Raw genomic sequence first — 14,667 nt, forward strand, 5'->3', positions numbered from 1 at the left:
CGCACCCCCGTACCCTTGTCCCGTGACCAGCCCCACCCCCGACGCCCTCCTCGGCCCCGCCGACATCCGTGAGCTCGCGGCGGCGCTCGGCGTCCGCCCCACCAAGCAGCGCGGCCAGAACTTCGTGATCGACGCCAACACGGTCCGCCGGATCGTGCGTACCGCCGGGGTCCGCCCCGACGACGTGGTCGTGGAGGTCGGCCCCGGCCTCGGCTCGCTCACCCTCGCCCTGCTGGAGGCCGCCGACCGGGTCACCGCCGTCGAGATCGACGACGTGCTGGCCGCGGCCCTCCCGGCGACCATCGCCGCGCGCATGCCCGAGCGCGCCGACCGGTTCGCGCTGGTCCACTCCGACGCGATGCACGTCGCCGAGCTGCCCGGCCCCGCGCCGACGGCCCTGGTGGCGAACCTGCCGTACAACGTCGCCGTGCCCGTGCTGCTGCACATGCTCGACACCTTCCCGAGCATCGAGCGGACGCTGGTGATGGTGCAGTCCGAGGTCGCCGACCGGCTCGCCGCCGCACCCGGCAACAAGGTGTACGGCGTGCCGTCGGTGAAGGCCAACTGGTACGCCGAGGTGAAGCGGGCCGGAGCCATCGGCCGGAACGTGTTCTGGCCGGCGCCGAACGTCGACAGCGGACTGGTGTCGCTGGTCCGGCGGACCGAGCCGATCCGGACGACCGCCTCGAAGAAGCAGGTCTTCGCGGTGGTCGACGCGGCGTTCGCGCAGCGCCGCAAGACCCTGCGGGCCGCGCTCGCCGGCTGGGCCGGTTCCGCGGCGGCGGCCGAGGCGGCCCTGGTCGCGGCCGGCGTCTCGCCGCAGGCGCGCGGCGAGGCCCTGACGGTCGAGGAGTTCGCGCGGATCGCCGAACACAAGGAGAGCGGCAAGTGAGCGTCACGGTACGCGTCCCGGCCAAGGTCAACGTCCAGCTCGCGGTGGGCGCGGCCCGCCCCGACGGATTCCACGACCTGGCCAACGTCTTCCTCGCCGTCGGCCTGTACGACGAGGTGACGGTCACCCCGGCCGAGGAACTCCGGATCACCTGCGAGGGCCCGGACGCCGGCCAGGTCCCGCTGGACCGCACCAACCTCGCCGCGCGCGCCGCGATCGCCCTCGCCGGACGCCGGGGCATCGAGCCGGACGTGCACATCCACATCGCCAAGGACATCCCGGTCGCCGGCGGCATGGCGGGCGGCAGCGCGGACGGCGCGGGCGCGCTGCTCGCGTGCGACGCGCTGTGGGGCACGGGTGCCTCGCGCGAGGAACTCCTCGCGATCTGCGCCGAGCTGGGCAGCGACGTGCCGTTCAGCCTGGCCGGCGGGGCGGCGCTCGGGGTCGGCCGGGGCGAGCGGCTGACGGAGCTGGAGGTCGGCGGCACCTTCCACTGGGTGTTCGCGATGGCCGAGCGGGGCCTTTCCACCCCGGCGGTGTTCCGCGAGTTCGACCGGCTCGCCGGGGGCCGGGAGATCCCGGAGCCGGTGGCCTCGCCGGACCTGCTGGCGGCGCTGGCGAAGGGCGACGCGGACGCGCTGGCCGCCGCCGTCTCCAACGACCTCCAGCCGGCGGCCCTGTCCCTGTTCCCGGAGCTGGCGGACACGCTGGCGGCGGGGCGCGGCGCGGGCGCGCTGGCCGCGCTGGTCTCCGGGTCCGGTCCCACGACGGCGTTCCTCGTGCGGGACGCCGGGTCGGCGGAGCGGGTGGCCGGGGTCCTGCGGGCGTCGGGGACGTGCAGGTCGGTGCGGACCGCGGTGGGGGCGGTGGCGGGGGCGACGGTTCTCTAGGGGTTCAGAACTCGTCGATGGCAGTCAGGTCAACGTCGATGTCGAAAGGCACGGACAACTTGACACGGTCGTGATAGATGCCGGTCAACGCGTACGTGCCGGTCGCCTCACCACGTTCGTACACCTGGACGACAGGATGCTTGTCCCGGCCTGCCGTGTCGACCAGCCAGTAATGGGGGATGCCGGCCGCAGCGTACTTGTGTGGCTTGTAGTTGCGGTCGCGCGCTTCGCTGTCCGGCGACACGACTTCGACGGCGAGCAGGACATCGGCGACCTTGTAGTAGGTCTGATCCGGGTCCTTGACGGCTTCCGCACGGACGATCGAGATATCCGGCTCCGGCCCGTTGCGGCGGTCGATGACAACGGTCATTTCCCGGCGGACCCTGAGTTCGCGTGGCACGGTACGACGCAATTCGCTCGCCAGCAGGTCGATGACGACGCTGTGGAAGTCCCGTTGGGCACTCACGAAGACCAAACTCCCGTCGATCAGCTCGGTGTGCGGCGGGAGATCCGGCAGCGTGAACAGGTCGTCCACGGTGTAGCCGTCCTGCGGCGGCACCGGCCAGTGGACGCGGTGGTCTACGGACTCGGCGGTCATGGTTCCTCCCATGGACGGGATCCTGCTGCCTGTCCTCCACGGTAGCGGCCGCGTCCCGATCACGTCACCACAAAGAGTGACCGCCCCATCACCCCCCGCGCCCACTCCCCGAAGCCCTACGCTAGAAGGCTGACCCACACGGTGGAGCCGCATGTCGATACCGCCCCGCGCACAGGAGTGAAATGGCCGTCAACCTGGTCAATGTCGAGAACGTCAGCAAGGTCTACGGCACCCGTGCCCTGCTGGACGGCGTCTCGCTCGGCGTGTCGGAAGGGGACCGGATCGGGGTCGTCGGACGCAACGGCGACGGCAAGACCACCCTCATCCGGATGCTCGCCAAGCTGGAGGACGCCGACACCGGGAGGGTCACGCACTCCGGCGGCCTGCGGACCGGCGTGCTCACCCAGCACGACTCCCTCGACCCCGCCGCCACCGTCCGCCACGAGGTGATCGGCGACATGGCCGACCACGAGTGGGCCGGCAACGCCAAGGTCCGCGACGTGCTGACCGGGCTGTTCGGCGGGCTGGACCTGCCGGGCTTCCCCAAGGGGCTGGACACCGTCATCGGACCGCTCTCCGGCGGCGAGCGGCGCCGCATCGCGCTGGCCAAGCTGCTCATCGAGGAACAGGACCTGATCGTCCTGGACGAGCCCACCAACCACCTCGACGTCGAGGGCATCGCCTGGCTCGCCGAGCACCTGCGCAGCCGGCGCTCGGCGCTCGTCTGCGTCACCCACGACCGGTGGTTCCTGGACCAGGTCTGCACCCGCATGTGGGACGTGCAGCGCGGTGCCGTGTACGAGTACGAGGGCGGCTACTCGGACTACGTCTTCGCGCGCGCCGAGCGCGAGCGGATCGCCGCCACCGAGGAGGCCAAGCGGCAGAACCTGATCCGCAAGGAGCTGGCCTGGCTGCGGCGCGGCGCGCCCGCGCGGACCTCCAAGCCGCGCTTCCGGGTGGAGGCCGCCAACGAGCTGATCGCGGACGTGCCGCCGCCCCGGGACAGCGGCGAGCTGATGAAGTTCGCCTCCTCGCGGCTCGGCAGGACGGTCTTCGACCTGGAGGACGTCACCCTCCAGGCCGGGCCGAAGGTGCTGCTGGAGCACGTCACCTGGCAGCTCGGCCCGGGCGACCGGATCGGCCTGGTCGGCGTCAACGGCGCCGGGAAGACCTCGCTGCTGCGCGCCATGGCCGCCGCCGCCCGCACCGAGGGCGAGGAGCAGCCCGCCGGGGGCCGGATCGCCGTCGGCAGGACCGTCAAGCTGGCCTACCTCTCGCAGGAGGTCGCCGAACTCGACCCGGCCTGGCGGGTGCTGGAGGCCGTGCAGCAGGTCCGCGAGCGCGTCGACCTCGGCAAGGGCCGCGAGATGACGGCCGGGCAGCTGTGCGAGACGTTCGGCTTCGGCAAGGAGAAGCAGTGGACGCCGGTCGGCGACCTCTCCGGCGGCGAGCGGCGGCGGCTCCAGCTGCTGCGGCTGCTCATGGACGAGCCCAACGTCCTCTTCCTGGACGAGCCCACCAACGACCTCGACATCGAGACCCTGACCCAGCTGGAGGACGTCCTCGACGGCTGGCCCGGCTCGATGGTCGTCATCTCCCACGACCGGTTCTTCGTGGAGCGGACGACGGACCGGGTGTTCGCGCTGCTCGGCGACGGCACCCTGCGGATGCTGCCGCGCGGCATCGACGAGTACCTGGAGCGGCGCCGGGCCATGGAGGAGTCGGCCGCCGAGCGGCCCACCGCCGCGGCGCCGAAGCCGGCCACGGCGGAGAAGAGCGCGGCCGACCAGCGTGCCGCGAAGAAGGAACTCCAGAAGATCGAGCGCCAGTTGGACAAGATCTCCGAGAAGGAGAGCCGGCTGCACGCCCAGATCGCCGACGACGCCACCGACTTCGCGAAGGTGGCCGGACTGGACGCCCAGCTGCGGGATCTCGCCGGGGAGCGCGAGGAACTGGAGCTGCGCTGGCTGGAACTGGCGGAGGACGCCTGACCTCCCGGCCCGGCGCGCGGAGGGGCCGTGCGCCGGGTGAAGGGGGCGTGAAGGCGCGTAACGACGGCATCACGGGCCGGTCCTCCCTTGGGAACAGGGGCGGGCGCGGCCCGGTGTGCCGTCGGTGCCGGGTGATAGAAAGAGCCGTCTGAAAACCGTCTGAGAAACGGCCCAGAGCCGTCCGTCGCGTGCTTCGGGGCGTGGCTAAAAATCAGTGAACGAGGGGGAAGAGCGCTGATGACTCAGCCGCCCGACCAGCCGCCGCACGGCGGTTTCGGAGCACCACAGGACCAGCCGCCGGGCCCGGGCGGCTTCGGCACTCCGCAACCTCCGCCCGTCCCGGGCGCCTTCGGCGCGCCTCAGGCCCCGCAGGCGCCGCCGGCCCAGGCCGGTTTCGGCGCGCCCCAGCCGCCCGCCGCGCCCCCGCAGCCCCAGCCGGGCTACGGCTACCCGCAGCAGCCCGGCCCGTACGGGGCCGCTCCGGGCCCCTACGGCCAGCCGCAGCCGGGCCCCTACGGGTATCCGCAGCAGGCACCGCAGCAGCCGGGCCCCTACGGCGCTCCGCAGGCCGGCTACGGTCAGCCGCCGCAGCCGCCGTACCCGGGCATGCCCGGCATACCCGGGGCCGCGCCCGGCGGGCCGGCCTCCAGGAAGAAGACGGCGCTGATCATCGGGTCCGCGGTCGCCGCGCTGCTCGTCATCGGCGGCACGGTCTTCGCGGTCACCGGCGGCGGCGACGAGGGCGGCGGCGGCAAGAAGCCCGTCGCCCGGCACAGCGACGGCCCGAAGCACTCCGCCACCTCCTCGCCGACGACCTCCGGCGGCGCGGACCCGGACCACCTCAACGACGGACGCGGACCCGGAGAGGCCAAGGTGCTCTGGTACGCGCCGGCCCCCGACGCCCCCGCGTCCGGCGCCGACGCGCCCGGCATGTGGATCACCGGCGACACCGCGGTGAAGGCGGCGTACAAGCAGGTCTTCGCCTTCGGCACCGGAGACGGCCACACCGCCTGGGGGCCGCTCTCCCTGCCGCAGAAGATCTGCGCGGTCACCCCGCGGCAGTCGGCCGAGGACAAGGTCGTCGTGGCGTACATGAGCGGCGCCGGCGAGCACGCGAAGTGCAACCAGCTCCAGCAGCTCGACCTGCGCACCGGCGAGAAGGGCTGGAGCGGCGAGGTCGCCGACGGCGGCCTGTTCGACAGCGCGCTGACCATCGAGCTGACGGTCAGCGGCAAGACGCTGATGGTGGGCCGGTCGCAGTCGGGCACCGCGTACGACATCGACAGCGGCAAGAAGCTGTACGACAAGAAGCGCTACGGCGCGGCCTGCTTCCCGGCGGCCTACGCGGGCGGCACCGACCGGCTGATCCAGGTGTCCTCCTGCGGCGTCGGCACCTCCGGCGAGCACGAGGAACTCCAGGAGCTGGACCCGGCGAACGGCGCGGTGCGCTGGACGCAGAAGCTCAAGAAGGGCTGGGAGGTCAGCCGTGCCTACTCGGTCGACCCGCTCGTGGTCTATCTGACCAACCGCGACAAGAAGACCTGGAACATCTCCTCCTTCACCAAGGACGGCAAGTTCCGCTCCGAGGTCACGGTGGACGAGAAGTTCGCTCCCCGCTGCGGCTGGGCGATCCTCGAACGCGAGCTGCAGGGCTGCCAGGGCGTCGCGGTCGACGCGGACACGCTCTACCTGCCCACCGACGCCACCGTCAGCGCCAACGAGATCGTGGCCGTCGGCCTCGCCGACGGCAAGGAGAAGTGGCGGGTGAAGTCCCCGTCCGACCGGCCGATGTACCCGCTGAAGGCCGAGGGCGGCAAGCTCGTCGCGTATGTGCAGCCGTCGTACGACACCGGCGGCCAGGTGGTGTCGGTGCCGACCGCCGGCTCCGCCCACCGGACGACCGCGCTGCTGCGGAACCCGCAGGGCGCCGCCGACGTCGAGGGCACCTTCTACGACGGTGTCCTGGACTGGACCGGCGGGCGGCTGTTCATCTCCTCGGGCCGCCTGTCCGGCGACGACGACTCCAAGGAGAAGCTGATCATGGCCTTCGGCAACTGAGCCGGGCCTCAGGTCCCGCCTTCCCCGTCCCCTCCGCCCTCCGCTCGCGAAGCGTTTCACCGAGGTACCCGTCGCCATGACCCAGCCGCCCCCGCCGCCACCCCATCAGCCGCCCCAGCCGGGCTCCGGCCACCCGCCGCAGCCGCCCCAGCCGGGCTACGGCTACCCGCCGCAGCCGCCGGGACCCGGATACGGCCCGCCCGGCGCGCAGCCCCACCCCTACGCCCAGCAGCCGCCCCTCCAGCCGCCGTCCTACGCCCCCCAGCCGGGCAACCCCTACGCCCAGCCCACGCAGCCCATGCAGGGAATGCAGCCGGGATACGGATATCCGGGCCCGGGGCAGCCGCCGACCGTGCCGATGGCGCCGCGGCCCGCGGCGGCCGGCGGCCGGCGCAACACCACCCTGTTCATCGTGGTGGCGGCGGTCGTCGCCATCGCGCTGATCGTCGGCGGCGGCATCTGGTACGCCACGTCCGGCGGCGACGGCGGCCACACGCACGACCCCGTCTCCTCCGCCGGCCGGACCGGCGGCACGAGCGGCGGCTCCGGCGGCACCGGTGGCACCGGTGGCACCGGCGGCGGTGGCGGCAAGGAGAAGGCGCCGGACGACCCGGCCGCCAAGGTGCTCTTCGAGGTGCCGCTGCCCAAGGCCGACGACACGGTCGTCACCTCCGGCTCCTGGCTGACCGACACCGTGTACGCCAAGAGCGGCATCGCGGAGATCGTCGGCTACGACCCGGCCGGCGGCTCCGAGCTGTGGACGATCAAGCTGCCCGGCCCGGTCTGCGCGGCCAGCGACCACGTCAACGAGGACGGCCGGACGGCGGTCACCTTCCAGCCGAAGATGCCCGCGAAGGGCTCCTCCGCGGGATGCAGCCAGGTCGCCGCGATCGACCTCGCCGCGGGCAAGCGGCTGTGGACGAAGTCGGTCGACTCCGGCGACTACCCGGTCACCTTCCAGAACGTGACCGTCGCCCAGCACACGGTCGCGGTCGGCAGCTCCGACGGCGGCGCAGCGTTCGACATCGACTCCGGCAAGGCGCTGTGGCGGCCGAAGCCGGGCGACACCTGCGCCGACGCCGGGTACGGCGGCGGCACCCGGCTGGTCGCGGTCCGCAAGTGCGGCTCGTACGACGACCGGAAGCTGCACATCCAGACCATCGACCCGAAGACCGGCAAGGTGCTCTCCGAGTACCGGATGCCCGACGGCGTCGACTACGCCTCCGTCGTCTCCACCGACCCGCTGGTGGTGGCCGCCGACGTCGGCGACGCCGCCGGCGACGGCAGCGGTGTCTCGGACTACTTCTCCATCGACGGCAAGACCGGCCGGCTGCTCGCCCGCATCGCCGCGCCCGGCGACACCTACGGGGGCCGCTGCGACGGCATCACCCGTATCGAGGGCTGCAACCAGGTCGTCGCCGGCAACGGCAGGCTCTACCTGATGACCGAGCCGCACGACGGCAAGGCCGAGTACAGCAGGACGAACGAGATCGTCGCCTTCGACCTCGGGACCGGCAAGCCGACCGGGCAGCGCGCCGAGGCCGGCGACGGCTACACGCTCTCCCCGCTGCGCATGGACGGCGGCAACCTGCTGGCCTACAACGCGCCGCCGTACAACAAGGGCGGCCAGGTCCTCAGCATCGACGGCGGCACCTTCAAGGCGGCCAAGCTGCTGGAGAACCCGGCCGAGCGCACCGTGCACGAGGCGGAGACCAGCCTGCTGCCCGAGTACGCCGAGCTGCTCTTCGGCAAGGGCCGGCTGTACATGTCGGCCCAGTTCGCCCACAAGCCCAACCGGACGTACGACAAGGAGTACCTGGTGATGGCGTTCGGTACGGGCGGCTGACCGGCCGCGGGCGGCGTCGCCGGACTCGCCCGAAGGAGTGAACTGCCTTGCGGTGCCCCGGATTTCATCGATCCGGGGCACTTCTCATCTGGAGGGGCAGCGCGACGTCGAACAAGCGTGTAGCTTCCGGGGGCATGAAGCGCGGGGGTGCCGGTGGGGACTGGGGGGTTGCTCTATGGGAGTGCGGCTCATGGTCGTCGACGACCATCGCCTGCTCGCGGAGGCGCTGGCGTCGGCGCTGAAGCTGCGCGGGCACCGGGTGCTCGCCGCGGCGGCGCCGGCCGCGGGCGCGGCGGACCTGGTGATCACGCGGGCACCCGAGGTGTGCCTGCTGGGCACGGCGGCCCCGGCCGAACCGGGCGTCTTCGACCCGATCGTCAAGATCAAGCGGGAGCGTCCGCAGGTGGCGGTGGTGGTGCTGGGCCCGGTGCCGTCGCCGCGCGGTATCGCGGCGGCCTTCGCGTCCGGCGCGTCGGGGTACGTACGGCACGACGAGCGGATCGAGGGCGTCGAGCGGGCCATCATGAAGGCCCGCGCCGGGGAGGCGGCGGTGGCACCGCAGCTGCTCCAGGGCGCGTTCGGCGAGCTGCTGAACCCGGCGGCGCAGCCCGATGACGAGGCCCAGCGGCTGCTGGAGATGCTGACCCCGCGCGAGGTGGAGGTCCTGGTCCGGGTCGCCGACGGCGAGGACACCCGGCTGATCGCGGCGGGCATGGGCATCGCCCCCAGCACCGCCCGCACCCACGTCCAGCGGGTCCTGATGAAACTGGGTGTGGGTTCGAGACTGGAGGCGGCGGCCCTGGCCGCCCGCACCGGCCTACTGGAACGGGCGGGCCCGCGACGCGGCACGGACCTGGCCTAGGACGCGCGCCGCCAAGGGGCGCGGGGCCGGGCCGGCACGCGGCTCTGCCGCGAGGGCGCGACCGCTGCCCACGCCCCCGCGGCCGGCGTACGGCCTCTGGCTCCCGGCGCTACTCCGCCCCTTCCTCGGCCGGAGGCACCGGCGCAGGAGTGGGCCGCAGCTTCAGCCACGCCAGGAAGAAGATCCCCAGCAGCAGCATGCCGATCCCGGTCCACAGGTTGATGTTGACGCCCTCGGCCTTGTCGATCGCGGCCTGGGAGTCGGTGATCCCCGTGATCGTGACGATGACGCCGTAGACCACGAACAGCCCGCCGATGATGCGGCGCAGGTCGAAGATGCGCGCCGCCGTCGCGGACTTGGTCTCCAGCTCGGAGACCTCCCGCTGGACGTCGTGCTCGGTGTAGTGCGGCGGACGGTGCTCGGGACGCTCGGTCATGGTTTCCTCGATCCTCCCGCGTCAGAACGAGAACGGGATGTAGCAGGCGGCGGCCAGGACGACCGCTCCCCAGCCCAGCAGGGCCGGCTTGCGGTACCAGGCGTCGTCGCCCTCGGCGGGCGGTTCGGACATGCCGGGGGAGCGGGTGCCGTAGACCAGGCCCTGCAGCTCCTGTGCCGGCTTCGGCTTGGTGAACAGGGACACCGCGATCATCACGACCGCGCCGGCGACGAAGCCCGCGATCGCGGAGACGAAGTTGGCGCCCTGGTCGGAGGGGATGGAGATGATGCCCTTCTTGTAGAAGACGAAGTAGTTGATCATCGCCGCGGTGGTGCCGGCGAGCAGGCCCCAGAAGCCGGACTTGGCGGACGCGCGCTTCCAGAACATGCCGACGATGAAGACGACGAACATCGGCACGTTGAAGAAGGAGAACAGCGTCTGCAGATAGCTCATGATGTTCGAGAACGAGGACGCCAGGAACGCCGTGCCGACGGAGGCGCAGACGCCGATCACGGTGATCAGCCGGCCGAACCGCACGTAGTAGCCGTCCTCGCGGTCGCGCACCACGTACTTGGCCCAGATGTCGGTGGTGAACACGGTGTTGAACGACGACACGTTCGCCGCCATGCCCGCCATGAAGGCCGCCAGCAGACCGGTGACGGCGATGCCGAGCACGCCGTTGGGCAGCAGCTCCTGCATCAGGTAGGGGATGGCGTCGTTGTACTGGAGCCCGGACTTCGCGGTGCCGATCTTCGGCACGAGCGCGGCGGCGACCAGGCCCGGGATCATCACCAGGAAGACGATGAAGATCTTCGGGAAGGCGGCGATGAGCGGGGTGCGCTGCCCGGCGGAGAGGTTCTTCGCGGACAGGGCGCGCTGCACCTCGGCGAAGTTGGTGGTCCAGTAGCCGAAGGAGAGCACGAAGCCGAGGCCGAGGACGATGGTGAGCCAGTTGGCGCCGAGCGGGTTGGCCTGGCCGATGCCGGTGCCGCCCCAGGCCGTGGTGAAGTCGGCGCCGTGCTGCGCGGTGAGCTTGTCGGTCAGGCCGTCCCAGCCGCCGACCTTCTTCAGGCCGAGGACGGTGATGGGGATGAGCGCGGCGAGGATGACGAAGAACTGGAGCACCTCGTTGTAGATCGCCGAGGACAGGCCGCCCAGGGTGATGTACGCGAGCACGAAGGCGCCGGCGACGACGATGGCGACCCACTGCGGCCAGCCGAGCAGGGCCTCGACGACGATCGCGAGGGCGTAGAGGTTGACGCCCGCGATGAGGATCGCGGCGAACGCGAAGAGGACCGAGCTGAGCAGGTGGGCGGCCTTGTCGAAACGCAGCAGCAGGAACTCGGGGACCGAGCGGACCTTGCTGCCGTAGTAGAAGGGCATCATCACCAGGCCGAGGAAGACCATGGCGGGGATGGCGCCGATCCAGTACCAGTGGACGGTGTAGGCGCCGTACTGGGCGCTGTTGGCCGCCATGCCGAGGATCTCGGTGGCCGCCAGGTTCGCCGAGATGAAGGCGAGGCCGGTGATCCAGGCGGGCAGCGAGCGTCCGGAGAGGAAGAAGTCGAGGCTGGTCTTGACCGAGCGGCGGGCGGCGAGGCCGATGCCGAGGACGACGACGAAGTAGATCGCCAGGATCGTGTAGTCCAGCCAGTTGGTGGGGAGCCGTAGCTCCGCCGCCAGATAGGTGGGGGCGTATGTGGGGGTTTGCATGCGAACTCGCTTCGTTGCGCGAACTGATCCAGAGCGGAACCTACGCCGCCGTGTTCGGTATTTGAACACTTCGGCTGGTGTTCTTTGTTTGATTGTGATCGAGCGCGGGTGTTGTCGAGTTGTGGTCTGTTATGTTTGATTGTGTTGAGTGATGGCGTGGGGACGTGGAGGAGACCGGCGTGAAGAAGACCTCGACCCGGCTGGCCGACGGTCGTGAGCTGATCTACTACGACCTTCGGGACGACACCGTGCGCGACGCGGTGGACCGGCGCCCGCTGGACCGTACGGTCACCACGTCCGAGATCCGCCGCGACCCGCTGCTCGGCGACAGCGTCGCCATCGCCTCGCACCGCCAGGGCCGCACCTACCACCCGCCGGCCGACGAGTGCCCGTTGTGCCCGACGCGCGGCGACCGGCTCAGCGAGATCCCGGACTCCTCGTACGACGTCGCCGTCTTCGAGAACCGCTTCCCCTCCCTCGCCGGTGACTCCGGCCGCTGCGAGGTCGTCTGCTTCACCTCCGACCACGACGCCTCCTTCGCCGACCTCACCCCGGAGCAGGCCCGGCTGGTGCTGGACGCGTGGACGGACCGCACCTCGGAGCTGTCCCACCTGCCCTCCGTCGAGCAGGTGTTCTGCTTCGAGAACCGCGGCGCCGAGATCGGCGTGACCCTGGGCCACCCGCACGGGCAGATCTACGCCTACCCCTTCACCACCCCGCGCACCGCGCTGATGCTCCGCTCGCTCGCCGCCCACCGGGAGGCGACCGGCGGAGAGAACCTGTTCGACGCGGTCCTGGAGAGGGAACTCGCCGGCGAGCGGGTCGTCCTTGAGGGTGAACACTGGGCGGCCTTCGTGCCGTACGCGGCCCACTGGCCGTACGAAGTCCACCTGTACCCCAAGCGCCGCGTGCCCGATCTGCTCGCGCTGGACGAGGCGGCACGCACAGAGTTCCCCCAGGTCTATCTGGAACTCTTGAAGCGGTTCGACCGGATCTTCGACGGGCGGGAGGGCGGGGAAGGCTCCGCGGGCGAGCCTCCGACGCCGTACATCGCGGCCTGGCACCAGGCCCCGTTCGGCACGCTGGAGGAGTTCGACGGCGTGACGCGCGACGACTTCGCGCTCCACCTCGAGCTTTTCACCATCCGCCGTACTTCCGGCAAGCTGAAGTTCCTCGCGGGTTCCGAGTCCGGCATGAACGTGTTCATCAACGACGTGCCGCCGGAGCGCGCGGCCGAGCGACTGCGAGAGGTAGCGAGTTCATGAAGTACCTGGTGACGGGTGGCGCGGGATACGTCGGCAGTGTCGTGGCCCAGCACCTGCTGGAGGCCGGGCACGAGGTCACCGTCCTGGACAACCTCTCCACCGGCTTCCGCGCGGGCGTGCCCGCCGGTGCCGCCTTCATCGAGGGCGACATCCGCGACGCCGCCAAGTGGCTCGACGCCTCCTTCGACGGCGTGCTGCACTTCGCGGCGTTCTCGCAGGTCGGCGAGTCGGTGCAGAAGCCGGAGAAGTACTGGGACAACAACGTCGGCGGCAGCATGGCGCTGCTCGCCGCGATGCGCGAGGCCGGCGTGCGCAGGCTGGTGTTCTCCTCCACCGCCGCCACCTACGGCGAGCCCGAGCGGACCCCCATCCGGGAGACCGCCCCGACGCGCCCCACCAGCCCCTACGGCGCCTCCAAGCTCGCCGTCGACCACATGATCACCAGCGAGGCGCACGCCCACGGCCTGGCCGCGGTCTCCCTGCGCTACTTCAACGTGGCCGGGGCGTACGGCGCGTACGGCGAGCGGCACGACCCCGAGTCGCACCTCATCCCGCTGGTCCTCCAGGTCGCCCAGGGCCGCCGCGACGCCATCTCGGTCTACGGCGACGACTACCCGACCCCCGACGGCACCTGCGTCCGCGACTACATCCACGTGGCGGACCTGGCCGACGCCCATCTGCTGGCCCTGGGCGCCGCCGCCCCGGGCGAGCACCTGATCTGCAACCTCGGCAACGGCAACGGCTTCTCCGTCCGCGAGGTCATCGAGACCGTCCGCGAGGTCACCGGGCACCCGATCCCCGAGGTGACCGCCGGCCGCCGGGGCGGCGACCCGGCGGTCCTGGTCGCCGCCGCGGACACCGCCCGCGAGAAACTGGGCTGGAACCCGACCCGCGCGGATCTCGCGGGCATCGTCGCGGACGCGTGGGAGTTCGCGCAGAGCATCACGAGGGAGCAGTAGTGGGGGCACAGCAGGTCGCGGACCGCTTCGCCGAGCTGTACGGCGCCGCACCGGAGGGCGTCTGGGCGGCGCCGGGCCGGGTCAACCTGATCGGCGAGCACACCGACTACAACGACGGCTTCGTCATGCCGTTCGCGCTGCCGCACCAGGCGCTCGCCGCGGTCTCCCGACGCACCGACGGCGTCCTGCGCCTGCACTCGGCGGACATCGAGGGCGGGGTCGTCCAGCTGCGCCTGGACGCCCTCGCACCCGGGACCGACCAGGAATGGACGGCGTACCCGGCGGGCGTCGTCTGGGCGCTGCGCGAGGCGGGCCACGAGATCACCGGCGCCGACGTCCACCTGGCGTCCACGGTCCCCACGGGCGCGGGCCTGTCCTCCTCCGCGGCCCTGGAGGTCGTGATCGCGCTCGCGCTCGACGACCTGTACGGCCTGGACCTCGAACGCTGGCGGCTGGCCCGGCTCTGCCAGCGCGCCGAGAACGTCTACGTGGGCGCGCCGACCGGCATCATGGACCAGACGGCGTCGGCCTGCTGCGAGCAGGGCCACGCGCTGTTCCTGGACACCCGCGACCTGTCCCAGCGCCAGATCCCCTTCGACCTCGCGGCCGAGGGCCTGCGGCTGCTGGTGGTGGACACCCAGGTCAAGCACGCGCACAGCGGCGGCGAGTACGGCAAGCGCCGGACCGGCTGCGAGAAGGGCGCGGCCCTGCTCGGCGTCGACGCCCTGCGCGACATCCCGTACGACGGCCTGGACGAGGCCCTCGCCCGCCTCGGCGACGAGGAGGAGGTCGTCCGCCTGGTCCGGCACGTGGTCACGGAGGACGAGCGGGTGGAGCGCACGGTCGCCCTGCTGCGCGCCGGCGACCCCCGCGCCATCGGCCCCGTCCTCACCGAGGGCCACGCCTCGCTGCGCGACGACTTCCGCGTCTCCTGCCCGGAACTGGACCTGGTCGTCGACACCGCCCTGGCCCACGGCGCCCTCGGCGCCCGCATGACCGGCGGCGGCTTCGGCGGCTCGGCGATCGTCCTCGCGGAGGCCGCGGACGTCGACACCCTGACGAAGGCGGTCGAGGAAGCCTTCGCCGCGGCCGGCCACACGGCCCCCCGCACCTTCGAGGCGGTCCCGGCGCCGGGCGCGCGGCGGCTCGTCTGAGGC

12 protein-coding genes are annotated in these 14,667 nt (G+C 71.9%); 9 read left to right on the forward strand and 3 right to left on the reverse strand.

What is annotated here, in order from left to right:
- Positions 1 to 22: 22 nt before the first annotated feature.
- Entirely contained in the window at positions 23 to 892 is an 870-nt protein-coding gene (rsmA, locus tag SCK26_RS22375; RefSeq protein ID WP_318203100.1) for a 16S rRNA (adenine(1518)-N(6)/adenine(1519)-N(6))-dimethyltransferase RsmA, read from the forward strand.
- A complete protein-coding gene (locus tag SCK26_RS22380) occupies positions 889 to 1,782 on the forward strand; it encodes a 4-(cytidine 5'-diphospho)-2-C-methyl-D-erythritol kinase (protein WP_318203101.1) in 894 nt (297 codons plus the stop codon). Before rsmA ends, SCK26_RS22380 begins: the two co-directional genes overlap by 4 nt.
- A 4-nt stretch (positions 1,783 to 1,786) precedes the next feature.
- Here the strand turns inward: SCK26_RS22380 and SCK26_RS22385 are convergent, their stop codons facing one another.
- Positions 1,787 to 2,380, reverse strand: coding sequence for a Uma2 family endonuclease (locus tag SCK26_RS22385; protein ID WP_318203102.1), 594 nt, complete (start codon positions 2,378 to 2,380; stop codon positions 1,787 to 1,789).
- A 182-nt stretch (positions 2,381 to 2,562) separates the two neighbouring features.
- Between SCK26_RS22385 and SCK26_RS22390 the strand changes: the two genes are divergently transcribed.
- From SCK26_RS22390 to SCK26_RS22405, 4 genes are all read left to right on the forward strand, one after another.
- Entirely contained in the window at positions 2,563 to 4,371 is a 1,809-nt protein-coding gene (locus SCK26_RS22390; RefSeq protein WP_318203103.1) for an ABC-F family ATP-binding cassette domain-containing protein, read from the forward strand.
- Between the two features lie 237 nt (positions 4,372 to 4,608).
- Positions 4,609 to 6,429 (forward strand): PQQ-binding-like beta-propeller repeat protein, encoded by a 1,821-nt coding sequence (locus SCK26_RS22395; RefSeq protein ID WP_318203104.1) that lies wholly within the window; start codon positions 4,609 to 4,611, stop codon positions 6,427 to 6,429.
- Between the two features lie 76 nt (positions 6,430 to 6,505).
- Entirely contained in the window at positions 6,506 to 8,275 is a 1,770-nt protein-coding gene (locus SCK26_RS22400) for a PQQ-binding-like beta-propeller repeat protein (protein ID WP_318203105.1), read from the forward strand.
- 175 nt (positions 8,276 to 8,450) lie between these two features.
- Positions 8,451 to 9,137, forward strand: a complete 687-nt coding sequence (locus SCK26_RS22405; protein WP_318203106.1) for a helix-turn-helix transcriptional regulator — start codon at positions 8,451 to 8,453, stop codon at positions 9,135 to 9,137.
- A gap of 109 nt (positions 9,138 to 9,246) precedes the next feature.
- Here the strand turns inward: SCK26_RS22405 and SCK26_RS22410 are convergent, their stop codons facing one another.
- Positions 9,247 to 9,573: a hypothetical protein gene (locus tag SCK26_RS22410; protein ID WP_318203107.1), complete on the reverse strand. Its 327-nt coding sequence runs from the start codon at positions 9,571 to 9,573 to the stop codon at positions 9,247 to 9,249.
- 21 nt (positions 9,574 to 9,594) lie between these two features.
- On the reverse strand, positions 9,595 to 11,286 hold the full coding sequence (locus SCK26_RS22415; protein ID WP_318203108.1) for a sodium:solute symporter family protein: 1,692 nt from the start codon (positions 11,284 to 11,286) through the stop codon (positions 9,595 to 9,597).
- Positions 11,287 to 11,465: 179 nt separating this feature from the next.
- Here SCK26_RS22415 and galT point away from each other — a divergent pair, with 179 nt between their 5' ends.
- Genes galT through galK form a run of 3 tightly spaced genes read left to right on the forward strand, consistent with a single transcriptional unit; the run spans position 11,466 to position 14,664 of the window.
- Positions 11,466 to 12,551 carry a galactose-1-phosphate uridylyltransferase gene (gene galT, locus SCK26_RS22420; protein WP_318203109.1) on the forward strand — a complete coding sequence of 362 codons (1,086 nt, stop codon included), beginning with the start codon at positions 11,466 to 11,468 and terminating at the stop codon, positions 12,549 to 12,551.
- Positions 12,548 to 13,510, forward strand: a complete 963-nt coding sequence (gene galE / locus SCK26_RS22425; protein ID WP_318203110.1) for a UDP-glucose 4-epimerase GalE — start codon at positions 12,548 to 12,550, stop codon at positions 13,508 to 13,510. Before galT ends, galE begins: the two co-directional genes overlap by 4 nt.
- A complete protein-coding gene (galK, locus tag SCK26_RS22430) occupies positions 13,510 to 14,664 on the forward strand; it encodes a galactokinase (RefSeq protein ID WP_318203111.1) in 1,155 nt (384 codons plus the stop codon). Before galE ends, galK begins: the two co-directional genes overlap by 1 nt.
- The last annotated feature ends 3 nt before the right edge of the window (positions 14,665 to 14,667 follow it).

Source organism: Streptomyces sp. SCL15-4, from assembly GCF_033366695.1.
Classification (GTDB): Bacteria; Actinomycetota; Actinomycetes; order Streptomycetales; family Streptomycetaceae; genus Streptomyces.